General features: G+C 73.8%; 20 protein-coding genes and 1 pseudogene. 9 read left to right on the top strand and 12 right to left on the bottom strand.

The window, feature by feature from the left end:
* Positions 1-97 precede the first annotated feature (97 nt).
* From ABTY56_RS16190 to ABTY56_RS16225, 8 genes are all read left to right on the top strand, one after another.
* Positions 98-871, top strand: a complete 774-nt coding sequence (locus ABTY56_RS16190; RefSeq protein WP_350629412.1) for an SDR family oxidoreductase — start codon at positions 98-100, stop codon at positions 869-871.
* On the top strand, positions 864-1,532 hold the full coding sequence (locus tag ABTY56_RS16195) for an ester cyclase (protein WP_350629413.1): 669 nt from the start codon (positions 864-866) through the stop codon (positions 1,530-1,532). The genes ABTY56_RS16190 and ABTY56_RS16195 overlap by 8 nt, the downstream gene beginning before the upstream one ends.
* Before the next feature lie 146 nt (positions 1,533-1,678).
* Positions 1,679-2,035, top strand: coding sequence for a DUF6204 family protein (locus tag ABTY56_RS16200; protein WP_350629414.1), 357 nt, complete (start codon positions 1,679-1,681; stop codon positions 2,033-2,035).
* 81 nt (positions 2,036-2,116) lie between these two features.
* Positions 2,117-2,608, top strand: a complete 492-nt coding sequence (locus tag ABTY56_RS16205; RefSeq protein ID WP_350629415.1) for a MarR family winged helix-turn-helix transcriptional regulator — start codon at positions 2,117-2,119, stop codon at positions 2,606-2,608.
* Positions 2,609-2,751: 143 nt separating this feature from the next.
* A complete protein-coding gene (locus ABTY56_RS16210) occupies positions 2,752-3,438 on the top strand; it encodes a class I SAM-dependent methyltransferase (protein WP_350629416.1) in 687 nt (228 codons plus the stop codon).
* Positions 3,435-3,788, top strand: a complete 354-nt coding sequence (locus tag ABTY56_RS16215) for a sulfurtransferase TusA family protein (RefSeq protein WP_350629417.1) — start codon at positions 3,435-3,437, stop codon at positions 3,786-3,788. The genes ABTY56_RS16210 and ABTY56_RS16215 overlap by 4 nt, the downstream gene beginning before the upstream one ends.
* 128 nt (positions 3,789-3,916) lie before the next feature.
* Positions 3,917-4,852, top strand: coding sequence for a ChbG/HpnK family deacetylase (locus ABTY56_RS16220; RefSeq protein WP_350629418.1), 936 nt, complete (start codon positions 3,917-3,919; stop codon positions 4,850-4,852).
* Positions 4,853-4,893: 41 nt separating this feature from the next.
* Entirely contained in the window at positions 4,894-5,352 is a 459-nt protein-coding gene (locus ABTY56_RS16225) for a hypothetical protein (RefSeq protein ID WP_350629419.1), read from the top strand.
* A gap of 71 nt (positions 5,353-5,423) precedes the next feature.
* On the opposite strand, the gene ABTY56_RS16230 is transcribed toward ABTY56_RS16225, so the two are convergent.
* The 4 genes from ABTY56_RS16230 to def all read right to left on the bottom strand — a co-directional run bounded on the left by ABTY56_RS16230 (position 5,424) and on the right by def (position 9,897).
* Complete coding sequence (locus tag ABTY56_RS16230) at positions 5,424-6,413, bottom strand: MerR family transcriptional regulator (protein ID WP_350629420.1); 990 nt, start codon at positions 6,411-6,413, stop codon at positions 5,424-5,426.
* 116 nt (positions 6,414-6,529) lie between these two features.
* Complete coding sequence (locus tag ABTY56_RS16235) at positions 6,530-7,975, bottom strand: RsmB/NOP family class I SAM-dependent RNA methyltransferase (RefSeq protein WP_350629421.1); 1,446 nt, start codon at positions 7,973-7,975, stop codon at positions 6,530-6,532.
* 339 nt (positions 7,976-8,314) lie between these two features.
* On the bottom strand, positions 8,315-9,274 hold the full coding sequence (gene fmt / locus ABTY56_RS16240; RefSeq protein ID WP_350629422.1) for a methionyl-tRNA formyltransferase: 960 nt from the start codon (positions 9,272-9,274) through the stop codon (positions 8,315-8,317).
* 77 nt (positions 9,275-9,351) lie between these two features.
* Positions 9,352-9,897 carry a peptide deformylase gene (gene def, locus ABTY56_RS16245; protein ID WP_350629423.1) on the bottom strand — a complete coding sequence of 182 codons (546 nt, stop codon included), beginning with the start codon at positions 9,895-9,897 and terminating at the stop codon, positions 9,352-9,354.
* Between the two features lie 266 nt (positions 9,898-10,163).
* Between def and ABTY56_RS16250 the strand changes: the two are divergent.
* Positions 10,164-10,628, top strand: a pseudogene (locus ABTY56_RS16250) (hypothetical protein); the annotation flags it as partial.
* Positions 10,629-10,991: 363 nt separating this feature from the next.
* Here the strand turns inward: ABTY56_RS16250 and ABTY56_RS16255 are convergent.
* From ABTY56_RS16255 to ABTY56_RS16290, 8 genes are all read right to left on the bottom strand, one after another.
* Positions 10,992-13,076: a primosomal protein N' gene (locus tag ABTY56_RS16255; RefSeq protein ID WP_350629425.1), complete on the bottom strand. Its 2,085-nt coding sequence runs from the start codon at positions 13,074-13,076 to the stop codon at positions 10,992-10,994.
* Between the two features lie 99 nt (positions 13,077-13,175).
* Positions 13,176-14,399, bottom strand: a complete 1,224-nt coding sequence (gene metK / locus ABTY56_RS16260; RefSeq protein WP_350629426.1) for a methionine adenosyltransferase — start codon at positions 14,397-14,399, stop codon at positions 13,176-13,178.
* 148 nt (positions 14,400-14,547) lie between these two features.
* Entirely contained in the window at positions 14,548-15,774 is a 1,227-nt protein-coding gene (gene coaBC / locus ABTY56_RS16265; RefSeq protein ID WP_350629427.1) for a bifunctional phosphopantothenoylcysteine decarboxylase/phosphopantothenate--cysteine ligase CoaBC, read from the bottom strand.
* A 147-nt stretch (positions 15,775-15,921) separates the two neighbouring features.
* Positions 15,922-16,188 (bottom strand): DNA-directed RNA polymerase subunit omega, encoded by a 267-nt coding sequence (gene rpoZ / locus ABTY56_RS16270; RefSeq protein WP_030240625.1) that lies wholly within the window; start codon positions 16,186-16,188, stop codon positions 15,922-15,924.
* Positions 16,189-16,225: 37 nt separating this feature from the next.
* The gene (gmk, locus tag ABTY56_RS16275; RefSeq protein ID WP_350629428.1) at positions 16,226-16,783 is read right to left on the bottom strand and encodes a guanylate kinase; all 558 of its coding nucleotides are present in this window, start codon (positions 16,781-16,783) and stop codon (positions 16,226-16,228) included.
* A 49-nt stretch (positions 16,784-16,832) separates the two neighbouring features.
* On the bottom strand, positions 16,833-17,159 hold the full coding sequence (gene mihF / locus ABTY56_RS16280) for an integration host factor, actinobacterial type (RefSeq protein ID WP_030056187.1): 327 nt from the start codon (positions 17,157-17,159) through the stop codon (positions 16,833-16,835).
* Positions 17,160-17,578: 419 nt separating this feature from the next.
* Positions 17,579-18,412: an orotidine-5'-phosphate decarboxylase gene (gene pyrF, locus ABTY56_RS16285; protein WP_350629429.1), complete on the bottom strand. Its 834-nt coding sequence runs from the start codon at positions 18,410-18,412 to the stop codon at positions 17,579-17,581.
* A gap of 56 nt (positions 18,413-18,468) precedes the next feature.
* A complete protein-coding gene (locus tag ABTY56_RS16290; protein ID WP_350629430.1) occupies positions 18,469-19,572 on the bottom strand; it encodes a quinone-dependent dihydroorotate dehydrogenase in 1,104 nt (367 codons plus the stop codon).
* Between the last annotated feature and the right edge of the window lie 25 nt (positions 19,573-19,597).

The raw sequence follows: 19,597 nt of genomic DNA on the forward strand, positions 1-19,597 counted from the left end.
CCTTGGACTCATTGCAGCAGCCCGGGAGATCGTCGTGGTGTGGCCGCCGCAGCAAGCAACAGCCGGCCGATCCCCCTTGATGCGAAGGAGTTCCCCCGTGTCCACCGACGGTTCCCATGGCACTTCCGACGAAGGTTCCCAGGACATTTCCCATGACGGCTCCCTGAAGGGCCGACGCGTCGTCGTGGTCGGCGCGGGTTCGCGCACCGGGCGCGCCCTCGCCAAGGCCGCTTCGGCGGCCGGTGCCGAACTCGTGCTGGCCGGTCCGGATCCGCGCAAGCTGGAGTGGACGGCCGGCGAGCTGTCCGGGCCGTCCGAGGTGATCGGGCTCGACATCGCGGACGAGCGGTCGATCACCGACTTCGCCGCCCGCGTCGGCCGGTTCGACCATCTGGTCTCGACCGCCGCGATCCCGGCCAACGGCCCGCTGCGGGAGCTCGACGCGGCCGATGTGCAGCGGGCGTTCGCGGCCAAGGTGATCGGGCCGCTGCTGCTGGCCAAGCACCTGGTCGGGCAGGCGTCCGAGAGCGGCTCGTTCACCTTCTTCTCCGGTGTGGCGGCCTGGCGCCCGGCTCCGGGCCGCACGGTGATGGCCACCACCAACGGCGCGCTCGCCTTCCTGGTGCAGGCGTTGGCGGTGGAGATCGCACCGGTCCGGGTCAACGCGGTGTCACCCGGCATCGTCGACACCGGGTCCTGGGACGGCCTCGGTTCCGACAAGGAGGCCTTCCTGCGCGGCGTGGCCGAGCGCAACCCGGCGCGACGCGTAGGCAGCCCCGACGACCTGATCAAGGCGGTGCTGTACGCGATCGACAACCCGTACGTCACCGGCACGGTGCTGCACGTCGACGGGGGCGGTCGCCTTGTCTGACCTCCGACGCCCGGATGCGGTCCGCCGACGCCTTCGACCGCAGACCCGTACCGCCACGCGCACCGCCGCCCTCGCCGTCGCCCTGGCCGCCCTGGCGGGCGGTACCGCGGCAGCCACGCCCGTCCACGAGGCGGGCCGCCCCGCCGCCGACCGCCACGAGTCCTCGCATGCCTGGCCGCAGCGCCTGGTCGACCGCTCGCCCGACCTGGTCCAGCCGAAGGCGCTCACCGTGGACCGTTCGATCGGCTCCCGGCGCGCGGCCCAAGAGGTGCACCTGGCCCAGCAGTTGTACACGTTCTGGAACACCGGGCAGCAGCGGTACCTGGATGCGGCGATCAGTCCGCAGTTCAGGGACAACACCCTGCCGCCCGGCCGCCCGCAGGGCCCGACCGGCCCGGCGTTCGCCTCGCGCACCTTCCGCGCCGCGGTTCCGGACCTGACCTGCGAGCTGTCCGACGTCCTGGTCACCGGGGACGAGATCACCGCCAGGCTGGTCTTCCGCGGCCACTTCACCGGCGTCTTCAACGGTGTCCGAGGCGAGGGCCGGCCCGTCGAGTTCAACGCGATCGACATCCAGCACGTCGGCACCGACCGGATCGTCGAGGACTGGCACATCGAGGACAACACGACGCTGCTGGCCCAACTGGGCGTCAACGGCTGAGCCACCCCTGGCCCGACCTCCCCCGCCTCGCCCGCCTCGCCCGCCGTGGGCCGCAGCCCACGGGCCACGGACCCGCCGACCGCCGACCGCCGACGCACGCGAAATCACGTTGGCGGTCGGCGGCCCCTCCTGCCTATGGTCGGGGGATGACCACCCGAACCTTCCGCATCATGGTGCGCGGCGTCTTCGACGGCCTCACCGACGGGCAGCGCGCCGAACTCCTGGCCGCCGCACCCGAGCACGACGTGCTGCACGCGGCCTTCACCCGCGAGGGCCACCTCAGCTACGACCTCTCCGCCCGGGCCGCCTTCACCTTCCGCTTCCTCGACGAGGGCGAGGCCGAGGAGGACATCCTGGCGGCCACCGAGCGGGCCGAGCAGACGGCGCAGAGTTGGCTGACCGCTCGCGGCTACGGCTTCAAGAACCTCCGTTCCCAGGCCGAGGACCTCTCCCAGGCGCCGCTCGGCAAGCGTCAGCGCCGCGCCGCCAACGCCGCGAGCTGATCGGCCCCTCCCCCCTCCCCCCTCCGCCACCTCCTTGACGGCTCTCCGCAGGGATATACTTGAGCAGTCAAGGAGGTGGCAATGACAGAGCCGAAGACCACGGGACCGACGAACGTGCCCCCGAGCCCCGACCCACTGGACACCGCCCTGCGGCTGGTCCGCGCCCAGACGGCCGTGGTCAAGCGGTTCGACGCGAGCCTCGGCGGCCTGCACGGCGTGAGCCTGTCCGACTTCACCATGTTGCTCCACCTCGCCCAGGCCCCCGGCGGCAGGATGCGCCGGGTCGACCTCGCCGAGGCTCTCGGCCTCACCGCTTCCGGCGTGACCCGCGGCCTGGCACCGCTGGAGCGGATCGGCCTGGTCACCCGCGAGGCCGCGGCCCGCGACGCCCGGGTCGCGTACGCCGCCCTCACGCCGACCGGTCGCGAGCGGCTCGCCGAGATGCTGCACACCGCCCGCCAGGTCGCCGCCGACCACTTCGCGGCCGGGCAGTGGAGCCCCGAGGACCTCAACCGCCTGTCCGCCCTGCTCACCCGCCTCGGAGGCACCGCCCCCAGCACACCCCTCGGCTGAGCGGCACCACCTGCGACCCGCAGGACCCACCGCCCAACCCGCGCCCTAGGCTGAACCCCGACCCAGCCGCACCACCTAAACCACCCCAACCACCCGCACCACCCCCGCGCGACCGCACGACCACCCCCGCGAAGGGCAGCACCATGACCCACACCCCTGGCGCCACGCCCGGCCGGGAGCCCGCCCTCGCCGACACCCAACGCGCGCACTGGCAGCGGACCTACACCGACAACCCCGGGATGTACGGCGACCTGCCGTCCGCCCCCGCCGCGTACGCCGCCGATACCTTCATCGCCGCCGGAGCCCGAGACGTGCTCGAACTCGGGGCCGGCCACGGCCGCGACGCCCTGCACTTCGCCCGCGCGGGCTTCCGGGTGCTGGCCACCGACTTCAGCCCGACCGGCCTGCAGCAGCTGAGCGCGGCGGCCGCCGCGCAGGGCCTGGCCGACCGGCTCACGGTCGCCGCCCACGACGTGCGTGCGCCGCTGCCCCTCCCCGATGAATCCGTCGACGCGGTCTTCGCCCACATGCTGCTCTGCATGGCGCTCTCGACCGAGGAGATCACGGCACTCGTCGCCGAGGTTCGCCGCGTCCTGCGCCCGGGCGGCACCTTCGTCTACACCGTCCGCCACACCGGCGACGCCCACTACGGCGCCGGCACCGGCCACGGGGACGACATCTGGGAGCACGGCGGCTTCGCCGTCCACTTCTTCCCCCGCGAGCTGGTGGACGCGCTCGCCGAGGGCTGGCGCCTCACCGACGTCCACCCCTTCGAGGAGGACCGACTGCCCCGCCGCCTCTGGCGCATCACCCAGGAGACCCCCCGATGACCTCCCCGACCACCCCGGCCACCCCGGCCACCCAGGCCACCCCGCTCGACCCCGACGGCACCACCCCTGACCTCACCATCGACGGCACCGGCCTGCTCTGCGTCCAGCTCCTGCTCCGCCTGCGCGCCCGCATCGCGCACCTCCCGGCCGGCGCGGTGGTCCACATCCACACCACCGACCCCGCCGCCCCGCTCGACCTGCCCGCCTGGTGCCACCTCACCGGCCACAGTTACCTCGGCCAGGTCCCGCACGGGGCCACCGACCGCGAGGTGTACGGGCTGCGCCTCACCTCCGCCCCGCTCCGCACCCGCCCCGACCGCCCCTGGCACCCGGCCCCCACCACCGACTGACCCACCGCCCCACCGGCTGACCCACCGACCCACCGCCCCACCGACCGGCCACGCCACCCACCCGAGCACCCCCGCCTCCGGCGGAAATCCCCGCGCGGCCACCCCCGCCGGCGGTGCAGACTCCCCCCATGCCCGCCACCGGCCCCACCCCCACACCCGCCGGCCCCACACCCACCGCCAACGCCCTCCTCCACCACCCGCCCGACGCCCGCCTCCTGCTGCTCAACTGCGACGACCTCGGCCTCGACGAGTCCGTCAACCTGGCCGTGATCGACGCCGTCCGGAACGGCATCGCCGCCTCCTGCAGCCTGATGACCGTCTGCCGCGCCGCCCCGCATGCGCTGCGGCTCCTGCGGCGGCACCCGGAGGTCCCCTTCGGTGTCCACCTCACCCTGGTCTGCGAGTCACCACACCTCCGCTGGGGCCCGCTGGCCGCCCGCGACCGGGTACCGTCCCTCCTCGACGACACCGGCGGGTTCTTCGCCCCCACTCCCGCCGGGCGCGCCCGACTGCTCGCCCGCGCCCGACTCGACGACGTCGAGCGCGAGTTCCGCGCCCAGATCGACGCGGTGGGGACGGCCGGCCTCGCACCGACCCACCTCGACTTCCACTGCCTCGCCGACGGCGGCCGCGAGGACATCCTCGACCTCACCCTCGCCCTCGGAGCCGAGTACGGCCTGGCGGTACGGGTCTGGCTGCCACCCGCCCTGGACCGGATACGCCGGCGCGGCCTGCCGGTCGTCGACCACGGCTTCCTCGACAGCTTCGCCGTCCCACTCGACGACAAGCCCGCCCACTACGCCCGGCTGCTCGCCGCCCTCCCGCCGGGCCTGACCGAATGGGCACTGCACCCCGGCCTGGCCGGACCCGACCCGCGTGCCCCGCACGATGGTCGGCGCGTCCGCCGCACCGATCACCAGTTCCTGGTGTCCCCCGAGGCCCGTCGGCTCCTCGCCGAGCACGGCATCACCGTCCTCGGCTACCGGTCACTGCAGGAAGCCTGGCAACGGGCCCGAGAACGGCTCACACCCGACTTCCCTCCACCGGTCGATGTGCCACGATGAGGGAGTACGAACAGTCGGGAACCACAGGGAGGTTGACCACCATGAACCCGGATCAGACCCTCCACTGCCAGTGGCACGACCAGGCGGGCCACTGGGCACTGACCGTCAGCCACAACGGCCGGGAGTGGGAGCTGTTCGCCGCCGGCCCCTTCGGGTCCGAGTCGCTCCCGTTCGCGCACCCCGACGAGGTCCGCCGGCTCGCCCAGGCCCTGCTGGACCTGCCCGCCGAACCCGAGCCCTACGAGTTCGAATGGGAGCTCTCCCGGACCGAGTTCGCCCGGACGGAACGCGAGCGGAACCACTTCGCGACCTTCGCCGTCGGCCTCGACCCCAGCGACGACCACCGCCCGTACCTCGCCTTCCAGTCCTACTTCCACTGGGGGCAGACGACCGCGCTCGGCATGGAGGTGGTCTGCGACGACCCGCCGGTCGACGACCTCCGCGCCCAGGCCCACGCCTTCCTCACCGGTTTCCCCGGCCCCGCGCACCGACAGCCGTAGCCATAGCCGTAGCCGTAGCCGTAGCCGTAGCCACCACAGCCACGCCCACCCCCACGCCGCCCGTACCGGTTTCAGGCCACCGCGCGCCGCGCCCAGTCCAGCTCGACTGCCCAACTCTCGGGCTCTGCCCACCCGTTGACCACCGCCAACAGGTACAGATAGCGTTCCCGCCGCAGATCCGCCATCGCCGCCAACCGCTCCGCCAATCGAGCCCGCAGCCGATCCCCCGGTCGCCCCTGCGGCCGATCCTCCACCAGACCCCGCACCGCCTCGCCACCTCCTGGCAGCATCGCCGCGTACCGCCCCAGCAGCTCCGCCACGATCCCCGCCGCCTCCGCCGACTCCGGAGCCACCCCGGCCGCGACCGCCGGGCCGGCCGACTCCCGTACGGCCACCGCCAGTCCGGGACGCAGTCGGCCCTCGCCGGCCTCTGCTTCCTCGTCCTCCAGCAATCCGCGCAACAGCTCCCGGAACCCGTCGTCCGCTGCCAGCTGCGCCAACTCCACCCAGGCCTCGACCTGTTCGTCCGACGGGTCGGCCGGCAGCTCCGGCGTCAACGACCGCGCCACGGCCGCGAACCGGCCACCGGCCGCCCGCCCTCCGGATGCCGACCCACCGGCCGCCGGCCCACCGAACACCCCTGTGAGGAACTCCCCCACCAGGCGCTCTCGTTCGTCCTCCGACAGTCGGGCCAGCCGGTGCACCATCGTCAACTCCTCGGGCGTGGAACCGCGCCTGGCCACCGCGCTCAGCACCGCCCGCCGCAGTCGCAGCACCCGGATCCGGACGTCGAGCGCCTCGGCGTGTGCCGCCGCGACGGCGGACAGGGCGAGTTCGCGCTCCAGCACCGACCGGATCTCGGGCAGTCCGAGCCCGAGCTCCCGCAGGGTGCGGACCAGTTCCAGGCGCGCGACGGCGTCGACGCCGTACCGCCGGTGGCCGGCCGGGTTGCGGTCGGCCGGCGACACGATCCCCTGGTCCGAGTAGAAGCGGACGGTCTTGACCGTCAGCCCCGTCCGCCGGGCCAGCTCACCGATGGTGTACGTCGTGTCGCCGTTCATGGCCACCACCCTGCCGCCTCCCCCTACGGGAGGTGCAAGCGACCATCACCGACCGGACCGGCCGCCCGCCCGAACCAGCCGCCCGACCGGACCGACCAGCCGCCCGAACCGCCCGATCAGGCCGTCCGCCGCAGCAGCGCCAGGTACATCGCGTCCGTCCCGTGCAGGTGCGGCCACAGCTGCACGTCCGGCCCGTCCCCGAGCGCCGGGACGCCGGGCAGCAGCGGGCGCGCGTCGATCCACTCGACCCGCCCGCCCTCGGACCGCAGCACGTCGTCCACGACCGCCCGGGTCTCCGCCAGGTGCGGCGAGCAGGTCGCGTAGCCGACCACGCCGCCGACCCGGGTTGCCTCGATCGCCGAGCGCAGCAGGTCCCGCTGGAGCGGCCCGAAGGCCGCCAGGTCGGCCGGCCGGCGCCGCCAGCGCGCCTCCGGGCGCCGCCGCAGCGCGCCCAGGCCGGAGCACGGCACGTCGACCAGCACCCGGTCGAAGCTGTCCGGCTGCCACGCCGGACGCGTGCCGTCCGCCGCGATCACCGTGTACGGACCGGGGTTGCCCTGCAGTGCGCGCGCCACCAGCCGGGCCCGGTGCGGCTGCTTCTCGCTGGCGACCAGCGCCGCCCCGCGCTCGGCGGCCAGCGCGCCGAGCAGCGCGGCCTTGCCGCCGGGTCCGGCGCAGCCGTCCAGCCAGAGCCGGTCCGGGCCCTCCAGCGGTGCCGCGGCCAGGGCCAGCGCGACGAGCTGGCTGCCCTCGTCCTGCACGCCCGCCCGGTTGTCCTTCACCGCCGCGACCGAGCCCGGGTCGCCGCCCTCGGCGAGCCGCAGCGCGAACGGCGACCAGCGCCCCGGTACGGCCTCGGGCAGCGCGTCGGCCAGCTCGCCGACGGTGGCCCGGCCCGGGCGGGCGACGAGGGTGACCTCGGGCCGCTCGTTGTCGGCCCGCAGCAGCTCCTCCATGGCGCCGCGCCCGGAGGCGTCCGGCTGCCAGCGGCCGAGCGAGTCCCAGAGCGCGGCAACCACCCAGCGCGGGTGCGAGTGGACGACCGCCAGGTGGTCCTCGGCGTCCTGGTCGTACGGCGGGGCGACCTGCTCGATCCAGGCGTCCAGGTCGTGGGCGCTGATCCGGCGCAGCACGGCGTTGACGAACTTCGCCTTGCCGTCGCCGAGCACCACCCGGGCGAGCTCGACGGTCGCCGAGACGGCCGCGTGGCTGGGGATGCGGGTGGTGAGCAGCTGGTGGGCGCCGAGCGAGAGCACGTCCAGCACCGGCGGGTCGACCTTGCTCAGCGGCCGGTCGATGCAGGCCGCGATGATCGCGTCGTAGGTGCCCTGCAGGCGCAGGGTGCCGTAGACGAGCTCGGTGGCCAGCGCGGCGTCGCGCCGGTCCATGCCCTTCTGCTCGGCCTCGCGGAGCAGCGAGGGCAGGATCAGGTTGGCGTACGCGTCGCGCTCGTCGACGGCGCGCAGCGCGCGGAACGCGACGATCCGGGCCGGGTCCTTCTTCGGACGGCGGTGCGGGCGGGGTGCGCGCTTGGCGCCGGGGGTGCTGCTGGGCGTGCTCATACCTGTGTGCCTCAAGGTGCTGCGGTGGTAATCAGCCGGGGGTCTTCGAAGGGCTTGGGTCTTCGAAGGGCTTGGGTCTTCGAAGGAACAGTAACGCGAATCCCGGCCTCCGACTCTCCCGCCCGCTCCGCCTGCCCTGCACCACCGGCACCACTCGGCACTCGACCCCCGCGATCCCCACCGCTACGATCTGACGGCTGCACAGCCTGCACAGGTTGCACGGCCTGCACAGCGTGCACAGACGCACCGGGGGACGACCAACCGGGGCCCACACCCGCGGACCCCGGGGCGGTGCCGCCGGGCGTCAGCCCGCGGACCCCGGGGCGGTGCCGCCGACCGTCAGCCCGCGGACCCCGCGGCCGGGGCGCCGAACCGCTCGCCGGCCTCCAGCCGGGCGCCGCGGGCCCAGTCGGCCGCCCGCATCTCCTTCTTGCCCTGGGGACGGACCTCCCCCAGCTCGACGTCGTGGCTGCCGGTCCCGACCCGCACGCTGTTCTTGCCGACCATCGCGACCTCGCCGGGCGCCAGCTCGGTCGACTCCGGCAGGAGCTTCACCGGCCCGGTGACCTTCAGCCGCTCGCCGCGGAACTCCGTCCAGGCCCCTGGCGCCGGCGCGCAGCCGCGCACCACCCGGTCGACCCGCAGCGCGGGGTGGTTCCAGTCGATCCGCGCGTCCTCGACGCTGATCTTCGGCGCGAGCGTGACGCCCTCGGCCGGCTGCGGCACGGCGTGCAGGGCGCCGTCCTCGATGCCGTCCATGGTGGCCGCGAGCAGCCGGGCGCCGGAGAGCGAGAGCCGGGTGAGCAGCTCGCCGCTGGTGTCGGTCGGGCGGATCTCCTCGGTGAGCACGCCGTAGACCGGGCCGGAGTCCAGGCCCTGCTCGATCAGGAACGTGGACGCGCCGGTGACCTCGTCGCCCGCCAGCACCGCGTGCTGGACGGGGGCCGCGCCGCGCCAGGCGGGCAGCAGCGAGAAGTGCAGGTTGACCCAGCCGTGCTCGGGGATCTCCAGGGTGCCGGGGCGCAGCAGCGCACCGTAGGCGACCACCGGGCAGCAGTCGGGGGCGAGTTCGGTGAGGCGGGCGACGAACTCCGGGTCGCTGGGCTTCGCCGGCTTGAGGACCTCGATCCCGGCCTCCTCCGCACGCTGGGCGACGGGGCTGGCGACGAGCTTGCGCCCGCGACCGGCCGGGGCGTCGGGGCGGGTGACCACCGCGACGACCTCGTGCCGGTCGGAGGCGAGCAGGGCGTCCAGGGCGGGAACGGCGACCTCGGGGGTGCCGGCGAAGACGAGACGCATCAAGTGCCTTTCTGCAAAAGGGAGTTCAGGAAGCCAGCAGCGGGGTCAGCGAGGGTTCGGCGGGGGTTCGGCGGGGCTCAGCGCGCCGCGCCGAAGGTGCTGTGCGGCGAGACCTTGACGACCGGCGCCGGCCCACTGCCCCAGTCCGCCTCCCGGATCGCCTTCAGCGCGGCCTTGCGCTGCTCGCGGTCGAGCCGGTCGATGAAGATGATGCCGTCCAGGTGGTCGGTCTCGTGCTGGATGCACCGGGCGAGCAGCCGGGTGCCCTCCACGGTCACCGGATCGCCGTACATGTTGAAGCCCCTGGCCACCACGCCGTGCGCGCGCCTGGTGTCGTAGCGCAGGCCGGGCAGGGAGAGGCAGCCCTCGGGGCCCTCCTGCTCGTCCTCGCTCAGCGACAGGTCCGGGTTGATCAGGTGCCCGGTGACGCCGTCCACGTGGTACGTGAACACCCTCAGAGAGACGCCGAGTTGGGGAGCGGCGAGTCCGGCGCCGGGGGCGTCCAGCATGGTGTCGGTGAGATCGCGGACCAGGTTGCGCAGTTCCTTGTCGAACACGGTCACCGGCTTGGCGGTGGCCCGCAGGACGGGGTCTCCGAAGAGACGGATCGGCTGGATCGACACGGGCTACGGGCTCCTGTCCGTCGGGGTGTCGGGAGTCGGCGCGGGACTGCGGGCAACGGGCTGTTCCCGCCAAGTCTATGCAACGCCTCGGCCCCGTCCCCCATGCCCTCGGCGCCGCCGGAACCGTTCTGGCATAACCCGAGTCTGCCGAGCCGCGTTACCCCGGCCCCCGCTTCGGCGTTGGTCAAGAGAGATTGACCGGGGCCGGGCGCACGGGACACCGCGCCCCGGCCGAGCCGAACCGTACGGAAGGTGGCACGTAGGCCATGGCTGAGCAGATCAACCACGACGCCCGGGCGCGGGCGAGCCTGCACCTGCTGGTGCGGGACATCGAGCGGGTGAGGCGCCAGGTCGACGCGCTGCGGACGCTCACCGCCCAGCTGGGAAACGTCTACCGACCGCGCCGCCCCAGCACCTCGGCCGGCTTCGTGGTGTACGGGCGGGCGCCGGCGCCGACCGTGCGCCTCGCGCAGGAGCTGCGGGAGAGCGTGGAGACCCTGGTGGCGGCGGCGGTCGAGTTCGACCGGGCGCTGGGCTTCTCCTGGGACTCGGTGGGCTCCGCCCTCGGGGTCACCAAGCAGGCCGTGCACCGCCGCTACGGCATGCGCCGCCCGACCAGCGAACTGCTCGCCGCCAGCGGCGCCGTCCCTGGCCCCGGCCGCCCGGACCGCTCCGAGGACCTGCCCGCCGCCCCCACCGGCGGCCTGGCCGCGACCGTCCCGGCGGCCCGCCAGGGCGGCCTGGACCGCAGCAGCCTGGAGCGCGCCGCCCTGGAGCGCACCACCGTCGACCGCCCCCAGCCCGACCGCGGCACCATCGAGCGCACCACGATCGACCGCAGCACCACCATCGACCGCAGCATCCCCGTCGACCGCAGCATCCCCGTCGACCGCACCGGCATCCCCCTGCGCGGCTGACGGCAGCAGCACCCGAACGACCGGCCACCCGGGGCGGGGTGGCCCACTCACCCCGCCCCACCGCCACCCGACCCGCCGCCACCCGACCCACCGCCACCCGAACCCGCCCGCCCCGGCGCCGCCGACCCCACCGACCCCACCGACCCCGCGGACTGCTCCGGCAGCCCCAGCCCCGCCTCAGCCGATGTCCGTCGGATCCACCCGCACCCGCACCGGCTCCGCCGTCCGCAGCGCGATCCGCGCGATCTGCGCCGCCTTGAGCGCCGCCGCCAGCGCCGACCCCTGCCCGGGCGCCACCCGCAGCAGCGCGCGCTCCTGCTCCTCCCCGCGCAGCGCCGGCACCGGCACCGGCCCGAGCACGTCGGCCCCCTCCGGTAGCCGGATCAGTCCCAACAGGTCGGCGACCGCCGCCGGGCTCCCGCTGACCGAGGCCATCCGCGACACCGGCGGGAAGTGCAGCTGCGCCCGTTCGTCCCGTTCCAGCGCGGCGTGCCCGAGCGGGTCCCAGCGCACCATGGCCTGGACGGGACGGGCGGACGGCTCGGCGACCACGACCACCGTGCCGCCCCCGGTCGAGGGCCGCACCAGCGCGGCCGCCGCCAGCCAGAGCCGCAGCGTCTCCTCCCCCGCCCGCAGGTCCGGCCGGCTCAGCAGCGCCCACCCGTCCAGCAGCAGCGCCGCCCCGTACCCGGCGCCGCCCTCCACCACCGGTTCGGCGCCCGGCGTGGAGATCACCAGCGAGGGCTCGTCCGGCACCGTGACCAGCACCGAGTCCCGCCCGGAGGTCCGCACCGGGATCCGCGGGAACGCCTTGCCCAGCTCCTCCGCCGTCCGCCGGGCGCCGATCACCTGGGCCCGGAGCCGGAACGACCCGCACTCGGGGCAGTGCCAGTCGTTCTCCGCCTCCCCGCACCACCCGCAGTGCAGGGCGGCGTCCGCCGAGGGCGCCTCCAGCGGCCCCTCGCACCGCCGGCACCGCGCCGGGGTGCGGCAGCGTCCGCAGGCCAGCCGGGGCACGTAGCCGCGCCGGGGCACCTGGATGAGCACCGGGTGCCCGGCCGCCAGCGCCTCCCGGGCGGCCTCCCAGGCCACCGAGGGCAGCCGGGCGGCCTGCGCGGCCGCGTCGCGGTGCTGGTCCAGGTCGGTGACGGTCCGCACCCTCGGCGCGACCTGCCGCACCGTCTCGCGGTCCGCGACGAGCGGGCGCGCCCAGCCGGTGCTGACCAGCTGCGCGCCCTCCACGGTCACCGCGTGCCCGCCGAGCAGCACCGCCGCGCCCTCCTCGGCGGCGCGCAGCAGCGCGACCTCCCGTACGTGCGGGTGCGGGGCGCGCGGGTCGCTGTGGCTGCCGTCGCCGTCCGACCAGACGACGACCAGCCCGAGGTCGCGCACCGGCGCGAACATGGTGGCGCGGGTCCCGATGGCGGCGCGCACCGAGCCGCGGCTCACCGAGAGCCAGCGCCGGTAGCGCTCGCGCGGGCCGAGGTCGGCTTCCAGGGCCGCGTGCATCCCGGGGCCGAGCAGCTCGGTCAGCGCCTGGTCGACCCGGGCGACCGAGCGACCGTCCGGCAGCACGACCAGCGCGCCGCGCCCGCCCGACAGCGTCGCCGCCACCGCCCGCGCGATCTCGTACGGCCAGCCGGGGCCGGGCAGCGCCGCCCACACGGCGCGCGGCGCGCCGCCGTCGGCCAGTGCGGTGAGGAAGTCGGGCCCGGCCGGGTAGCGCTGCCAGCCGCCGGGGGCCGGGGCGGGCGGGCGCGGCAGCGGCGGTGGCGAGGGCTCGGCCTCGGCCTTGGCGTGCCGGGGCGGGACGGCCAGCTGCAGCACGTCGGCGAGTGTCCCGGCGTACCGGTCGGCGACGGTCCGGCACAGCCGCAGTAGCTGCGGGGTGAGCACGGGCTCGGGCGACAGCACCTGTGCCAGTGGGGCGAGCGGCCCGGGGAAGTCACTCTTCTCCAGGCGGGCGACGATGAACCCGTCGTGCAGCTCCCCGCCCTCGCGCTGCCCCTTCACCACCCGCGCGCCGAACCGCACCCGTACCCGGACGCCCGGCTGGGCCTCCTCGGCCATGGCGGCCGGCACCTCGTAGTCGAAGAACTTGTCGATGGTGAGCACGCCCTTGTCCACCACGACCCGGGCCACCGGGAGGTGCTCGGCCCGCTTGGCCCCGCGCCAGCTGCGCGGTTTGGCCCGCTTGACCGTCTCCCGGATGAACGCCAGCTGCTCCGGCTCGCCGGCCCCGTTCTCCCCTGTGCTGCTCATCGCCACCAAGTACTACCAGGTCACACCGACACCGTGCACGAACGCGAGCGGCGCCCACCCCCGGGGAGGGGCGGGCGCCGCTTCGAGTGCGGGGGGACGTCAGTCCTGCACGGCAGCCTTCAGCTGCTCCACCCGGTCGGTGCGCTCCCAGGTGAAGTCCGGCAGCTCACGGCCGAAGTGGCCGTACGCGGCGGTCTGGGAGTAGATCGGGCGCAGCAGGTCCAGGTCGCGGATGATCGCGGCCGGGCGCAGGTCGAAGACCTCGGAGACGGCCTTCTGGATGTTGAGGACCGGCACGGTCTCGGTGCCGAAGGTCTCCACGAACAGGCCGACCGGCTCGGCCTTGCCGATCGCGTACGCGACCTGCACCTCGGCGCGGCGGGCGAGGCCGGCGGCGACGATGTTCTTCGCCACCCAGCGCATCGCGTACGCGGCCGAGCGGTCCACCTTGGACGGGTCCTTGCCGGAGAAGGCGCCGCCGCCGTGGCGGGCCATGCCGCCGTAGGTGTCGATGATGATCTTGCGGCCGGTGAGGCCGGCGTCGCCCATCGGGCCGCCGATCTCGAAGCGGCCGGTCGGGTTGACCAGCAGGCGGTAGCCCTCGGTGGTCAGCTTGATGCCCTGCTCGGCCAGCGCCTTCAGCTCCGGCTCGACCACGAACTCGCGGATGTCCGGGGTGAGCAGCGACTCCAGGTCGATGTCGCTGGCGTGCTGGGTGGAGACGACCACGGTGTCGAGGCGGACGGCCTTGTCGCCGTCGTACTCGATGGTGACCTGGGTCTTGCCGTCGGGGCGCAGGTACGGGATGGTGCCGTTCTTGCGGACCTCGGTCAGCCGGCGCGAGAGGCGGTGCGCCAGGGTGATCGGCAGCGGCATGAGCTCGGGCGTCTCGTCGGACGCGTAGCCGAACATCAGGCCCTGGTCGCCGGCGCCCTGCTTGTCCAGGTCGTCACCGTCGTCACCCTGGGCGGACCCCTCGACCCGGGCCTCGTACGCCGTGTCGACGCCCTGCGCGATGTCGGGCGACTGGGCACCGATGGACACCGACACGCCGCAGGAGGCGCCGTCGAAGCCCTTCTTGGAGCTGTCGTAGCCGATCTCCAGGATCTTGTCCCGGACGAGCTGGGCGATCGGCGCGTACGCCTTGGTGGTCACCTCGCCGGCCACGTGCACCTGGCCGGTGGTGATGAGCGTCTCCACGGCGACCCGGGAGGTCGGGTCCTCGCGCAGGAGAGCGTCAAGGATGGTGTCGCTGATCTGGTCAGCGATCTTGTCGGGGTGGCCCTCGGTGACGGACTCCGAGGTGAACAGGCGGCGAGACACAGCGCTCCCTGGGGTTGCAGCGGCTGCTGACTGAAGTTCCCGGGGACCCGGGAACTCCGGAAAGACTTGATTCCTGGAGTCTAACGGGACGGTTCCGTCGAACGTCACCCACTCCAGGAATTCTTGAGCGTCGCGCAGCCCTTTCCGATCAGTTGCCGCCCGTTTCCAGCCGCTTTGCGACCAGGTCCCAGATCACGTCCGCGAGCGCCTCCTTCGGGCCCACCGGAACGGGCGTCTCACTGCCGTCCGAGCCCAGAACGACGGCCTCGTTGACGTCCGTGCCGAAGGCCTTTCCGTTGCCCACCTCGTTGACGACGAGCAGGTCGCAGCCCTTGCGGGCGAGCTTGGCGCGGCCGTTGGCGAGCACGTCGTCGGTCTCCGCCGCGAAACCCACGACCAGTTGACCCGAACGGGGCCGGTGGGCCGACAGCTCGGCCAGGATGTCGGGATTGCGGACCAGCGCGACCGGCGCCGGCTCGACCCCCTCGACCTTCTTGATCTTGCCGGTCGCGTACGCGGCGGGCCGGAAGTCCGCCACCGCCGCGGCCATCACCACGGCGTCCGCGTCCGCGACCGCCTTCAGCGCCGCCTCGCGCAGCTCCAGCGCGGTCGAGACGTGCACCACGTCCACGCCGGCCGGGTCCGGCAGCTCGGCGTTGGCCGAGAGCAGGGTCACCCGGGCTCCGCGCGCAGCGGCCGTCACGGCCAGCGCGTAGCCCTGCTTGCCGGAGGAGCGGTTGCCCAGGTAGCGCACCGGGTCCAGGGGCTCCCGGGTGCCGCCGGCCGACACCACGACGTGCCGGCCCGCGAGATCGGTCGGCGCCGCCCCGCCGCGGCGCAGCACGGCCCGGCAGGCGTCGAAGATCGCCGAGGGCTCGGGCAGCCGCCCCTTGCCGGTGTCCTTGCCGGTCAGCCGCCCGACGGCCGGCTCCAGCACGATCACGCCCCGGCGGCGCAGCGTGGCGACGTTGTCCCGGGTGGCCGGGTGCTCCCACATCTCGGTGTGCATGGCGGGCGCCACGACGACCGGGCAGCGGGCGGTGAGCAGGGTGTTGGTGAGCAGGTCGTCGGCGAGGCCGTGGGCGGCCTTGGCGATCAGGTCGGCGGTGGCCGGGGCGACCACGACCAGGTCGGCCTGCTGCCCGATCCGCACGTGCGGCACCTCGTGCACGCGCTCCCAGGTCTCGGTGGCGGCCGGACGGCCGGACAGCGCGGCCCAGGTCGCCTCGCCGACGAAGTGCAGCGCGGCCTCGGTGGGCACCACGGTGACCTGGTGGCCGGACTCGGTGAAGCGGCGCAGCAGTTCGCACGCCTTGTACGCGGCGATCCCGCCGCTCACACCGAGGACCACGCGGGGGGCGTCCGCAGTCGTCATGGACCGACCTCTCTACGCATCGGGAACCCGCCCACCCTACGGCCCCTCAGCCGCCGGTCGCGCAGCGCCCCACCCCGCGCCGACACACGACGGGAGGGCCCGGCGGAAACGAGTCCGCCGGGCCCTCCCGGAAAATCAGCGACAGCCTCAGGCAGCCTCGATCGCCTCGGCGGTCAGCATGCCCGCGTTGATCTCGCGCAGCGCGATCGACAGCGGCTTCTCGTGCACGTGGGTGTCGACCAGCGGGCCGACGTACTCCAGCAGGCCCTCACCGAGCTGGGAGTAGTACGCGTTGATCTGGCGCGCGCGCTTGGCGGCGTAGATCACGAGGCTGTACTTGGAGTCGGTGGCCTCAAGCAGCTCGTCGATCGGCGGGTTGATGATGCCCTCGGGCGCGGTCATGGAAGAGGACACGCGAAAACCTTCCGAAAGGGTGGAAAAGACAGACAGGTCAGGCTACACCGAGCAAGGCTAGCAGTTCGGCCGCTACCTGCTCGACCGAGGTGTTGACAAGGGTCGTGTCGAACTCGGGCTCGGCGGCGAGCTCGATCTTGGCGGCGTCGAGCCGCTTCTCGATCACGTCCTGCGGCTCGGTGCCGCGCCCGGTCAGCCGACGGACCAGCTCGTCCCAGCTCGGCGGGGCCAGGAAGACCAGCTGCGCCTCGGGCATCGACTCGCGCACCTGCCGGGCACCCTGCAGGTCGATCTCCAACAGCACGGGCTCGCCGCGCTCCAGCTTCTCCAGCACGGCCGCGCGCGGGGTGCCGTAGCGGTTCCCGGCGAACTCGGCCCACTCCAGCAGCTCGCCGTTGGCGATCAGCTTGTCCATCTCGTCGTTGTCGACGAAGTGGTACTGGACCCCGTTCTTCTCGCCGGGCCTGGGGTGGCGGGTCGTCGCCGACACCGACAGCCAGACCTCGGGGTGCATCTTCCTCATATGAGCGACGACCGTGCTCTTGCCGACCCCCGAAGGGCCGGAGAGCACGGTCAGCCGCGGACGCTCACTCATGCACCGATTATCCCGGATCGCGGAGGATGACGGGACCACCGGGGCACGGTCAGGCGGCACCCCCGCCGAACTCCCGCTCCAGGGAGGCGATCTGGTTGGTGCCGAGGCCCCGGACGCGACGGCTTTCGCTGATGCCGAGGCGCTCCATGATCTGCTTGGCACGGACCTTGCCGACGCCCGGAAGGGACTCCAGCAGGGCCGAGACCTTCATCTTGCCGATCACGTCGTTGTCGGCCTTGCCGGCCTTGATCACCTCGTGCAGGGAGGCGCCGGAGTGCTTGAGCCGGTTCTTGACCTCGGCGCGCTCCCGGCGAGCCTCGGCGGCCTTGGCGAGCGCGGCGGTGCGCTGTTCAGGGGTAAGGGGCGGAAGAGCCACGCCGTTCACCTCAGGGTGTGGATGGATGGGATTGAGCTATGACTGGTTTGATACCCAGGACACCGTCCGCAAGAGGAACCACAAGGCCCTGACCTGCGGGAGCCACGGAATTCGCGGCTCGCCGATGACCTATCGCCGGACACTACCCGTATTGCGGCGCCACGTCAGGAAAAGAACACGAAAAGTCCTGGTCAGCCAAGGCCGACCAGGACTTTCCCGGGCAAAATGACCGCGATTGCGAAACTTTGACGGGCTCGATGTGACGGCGCTCACGTCGACTCCGCGGCGCCGCCGCCGTCCTGCGGACACTCCACAGGGTCACCGACCGGCTACCAGCGGGAAGCCTTCCGCTTCGTGCCGTGCCCGCTCCGCGTCCTCGACCGCGTCCGCCCGGCCCTCTCGACCGCGCCCGCTCCCCCCTACTTGACCGCGTCCGCGAACTCGCCGACGAAGCGGTCCGCCGCCTCCCGCAGCGCCGCCACCGAAGGACCGTGCTTGAGCACGTCCCGGCTGACGCTCGGCACCACGTTGATCACCGCGGCGCGGAACACCCGCGGCAGGTCCGCCATGGTCGCACCCTGGGCGCCGATCCCCGGGGCCAGCAGCGGGCCGTTGATGGCCAGCTCGACGCCCGCGTCGGCCAGCGTCGCACCGACCACCGCGCCGAAGGAGCCCAGCGGCGCGGCGCCCTCGTTCTCGGCCGCCAGCTGTCGCAGCACCGAGGCCGCGACCGGCTCGCCGTCCGCGCCCACCGCGCGCTGCACCTCGGCGCCCTCGGGGTTGGAGGTCAGCGCCAGCGCGAACACGCCGCAGCCCTGCTCCCGGGCCAGGTCCAGGGCCGGGCGCAGCGAGCCGAAGCCCAGGTACGGGCTGACCGTCACGGCGTCCGAGAACAGCGGGCTGGCGGGCGACAGGAAGGCCTCCGCGTAGGCGGCCATGGTGGAGCCGATGTCGCCGCGCTTGGCGTCCATCAGGACCAGCGCTCCGGCGGCCCGGGCCTCCTCGACGGTCTTCTCCAGCACCGCGACGCCCTTGCTGCCGAAGCGCTCGAAGAAGGCGGCCTGCGGCTTGAGCACGGCCACCCGGTCGGCCAGCGCCTCGACCACGGTGCGGCTGAAGGTCTCCAGCCCGGCGAGGTCGTCGCCGAGCCCCCAGGCGGCGAGCAGGGAGGCGTGCGGGTCGATGCCGACGCAGAGCTGGCCGCGGGTGTCGAGGGCCTGGCGCAGCCGGGCGCCGAACGGGGCGAGGGTCATGTCGTCCTTTCCGAGTGGTCCGAGGGTCGTACGGGTCTTGACGGGAGCCGGGCCGCTCACGAGCTGCGCACGGCGCTGCCGACCGCCGAGGCCAGGTCGCGGAAGCCCGCGGCCCGGATCCGGGCGGACAGCCCCTTGTGGATCTTCCGGCACCAGAACGGGCCCTCGTAGATGAAGGCGCTGTAGCCCTGGACCAGGTCGGCGCCGTGGACGATCCGCTGCCAGGCGTCCTCGGCGGTCTCGATGCCGCCGACCGAGACCAGGGTCAGCCGGCCCTGCGTACGGGCGCGCAGCCGCTGCAGCACCTCCAGGGCGCGGGCCTTGAGCGGGGCGCCGGACAGGCCGCCCATGCCGATCTCCTCGACCCGCCCGGCGTCGGTGCGCAGGCCCTCGCGGCCGATCGTGGTGTTGGTGGCGATGATGCCGTCCAGGCCCAGCTCCAGGGCGAGGTCGGCGACCGCGTCGACGTCCTCGTCGGCCAGGTCGGGGGCGATCTTGACCAGCAGCGGCACGTGGTGCGCGGTGGTGCGGTCGGCGGCCTCGCGGACGGCGGCGAGCAGCGGGCGCAGGTGGTCGACGGCCTGCAGGTTGCGCAGCCCGGGGGTGTTCGGCGAGCTGACGTTGACCACCAGGTAGTCGGCGTACTTGGCCAGGCGCTCGGTGGACTTGACGTAGTCGGCGACCGCGTCGGCCTCCTCCACGACCTTCGTCTTGCCGATGTTGACACCGATCACCGGGGTGGAGCTGGTGTGCGGGCGGGCGGCCAGGCGGGCGGCGACCCGGGCCGAGCCCTGGTTGTTGAAGCCCATCCGGTTGATCAGCGCGCGGTCCTCGACCAGGCGGAACAGCCGCGGCGCCGGGTTGCCGGGCTGGGGCTCGCCGGTGATGGTGCCGATCTCGACGTAGTCGAAGCCGAGCATGGCCAGGCCGTCGATGCCGACGCCGTTCTTGTCGAAGCCGGCCGCGAGGCCGAACGGGCCGGGCAGGTCGAGGCCGAGGGCGCCGGTGCGCAGGGCGCGGTCGCGCGGGGCGAGCACCAGCCGCACCAGGGTGCGCAGGCCGGGCACCGAGGAGGCCAGCCGGATCCAGAAGAAGGCCAGGTGGTGGGCCTTCTCGGGGTCCATCTTCTTGAAGACCAGGTCGAACAGAAGCTTGTACAAGGGTGGTTCAACTCCCGGAGCGGAT

The sequence above is a fragment of the Kitasatospora sp. NPDC097691 genome (assembly GCF_040302665.1).
Classification (GTDB): Bacteria; Actinomycetota; Actinomycetes; order Streptomycetales; family Streptomycetaceae; genus Kitasatospora.

Bases quoted from the DNA above. Each gene is read 5' to 3' on its own strand.
- ABTY56_RS16200 (WP_350629414.1), top strand. From the start codon at position 1,679: ATGACCACCCGAACCTTCCGCATCATGGTGCGCGGCGTCTTCGACGGC.
- ABTY56_RS16205 (WP_350629415.1), top strand. From the start codon at position 2,117: ATGACAGAGCCGAAGACCACGGGACCGACGAACGTGCCCCCGAGCCCC.
- ABTY56_RS16210 (WP_350629416.1), top strand. From the start codon at position 2,752: ATGACCCACACCCCTGGCGCCACGCCCGGCCGGGAGCCCGCCCTCGCC.
- ABTY56_RS16215 (WP_350629417.1), top strand. From the start codon at position 3,435: ATGACCTCCCCGACCACCCCGGCCACCCCGGCCACCCAGGCCACCCCG.
- ABTY56_RS16220 (WP_350629418.1), top strand. From the start codon at position 3,917: ATGCCCGCCACCGGCCCCACCCCCACACCCGCCGGCCCCACACCCACC.
- ABTY56_RS16225 (WP_350629419.1), top strand. From the start codon at position 4,894: ATGAACCCGGATCAGACCCTCCACTGCCAGTGGCACGACCAGGCGGGC.
- ABTY56_RS16230 (WP_350629420.1), bottom strand. From the start codon at position 6,413: ATGAACGGCGACACGACGTACACCATCGGTGAGCTGGCCCGGCGGACG.
- ABTY56_RS16235 (WP_350629421.1), bottom strand. From the start codon at position 7,975: ATGAGCACGCCCAGCAGCACCCCCGGCGCCAAGCGCGCACCCCGCCCG.
- fmt (WP_350629422.1), bottom strand. From the start codon at position 9,274: ATGCGTCTCGTCTTCGCCGGCACCCCCGAGGTCGCCGTTCCCGCCCTG.
- ABTY56_RS16255 (WP_350629425.1), bottom strand. From the start codon at position 13,076: ATGAGCAGCACAGGGGAGAACGGGGCCGGCGAGCCGGAGCAGCTGGCG.
- coaBC (WP_350629427.1), bottom strand. From the start codon at position 15,774: ATGACGACTGCGGACGCCCCCCGCGTGGTCCTCGGTGTGAGCGGCGGG.
- gmk (WP_350629428.1), bottom strand. From the start codon at position 16,783: ATGAGTGAGCGTCCGCGGCTGACCGTGCTCTCCGGCCCTTCGGGGGTC.
- pyrF (WP_350629429.1), bottom strand. From the start codon at position 18,412: ATGACCCTCGCCCCGTTCGGCGCCCGGCTGCGCCAGGCCCTCGACACC.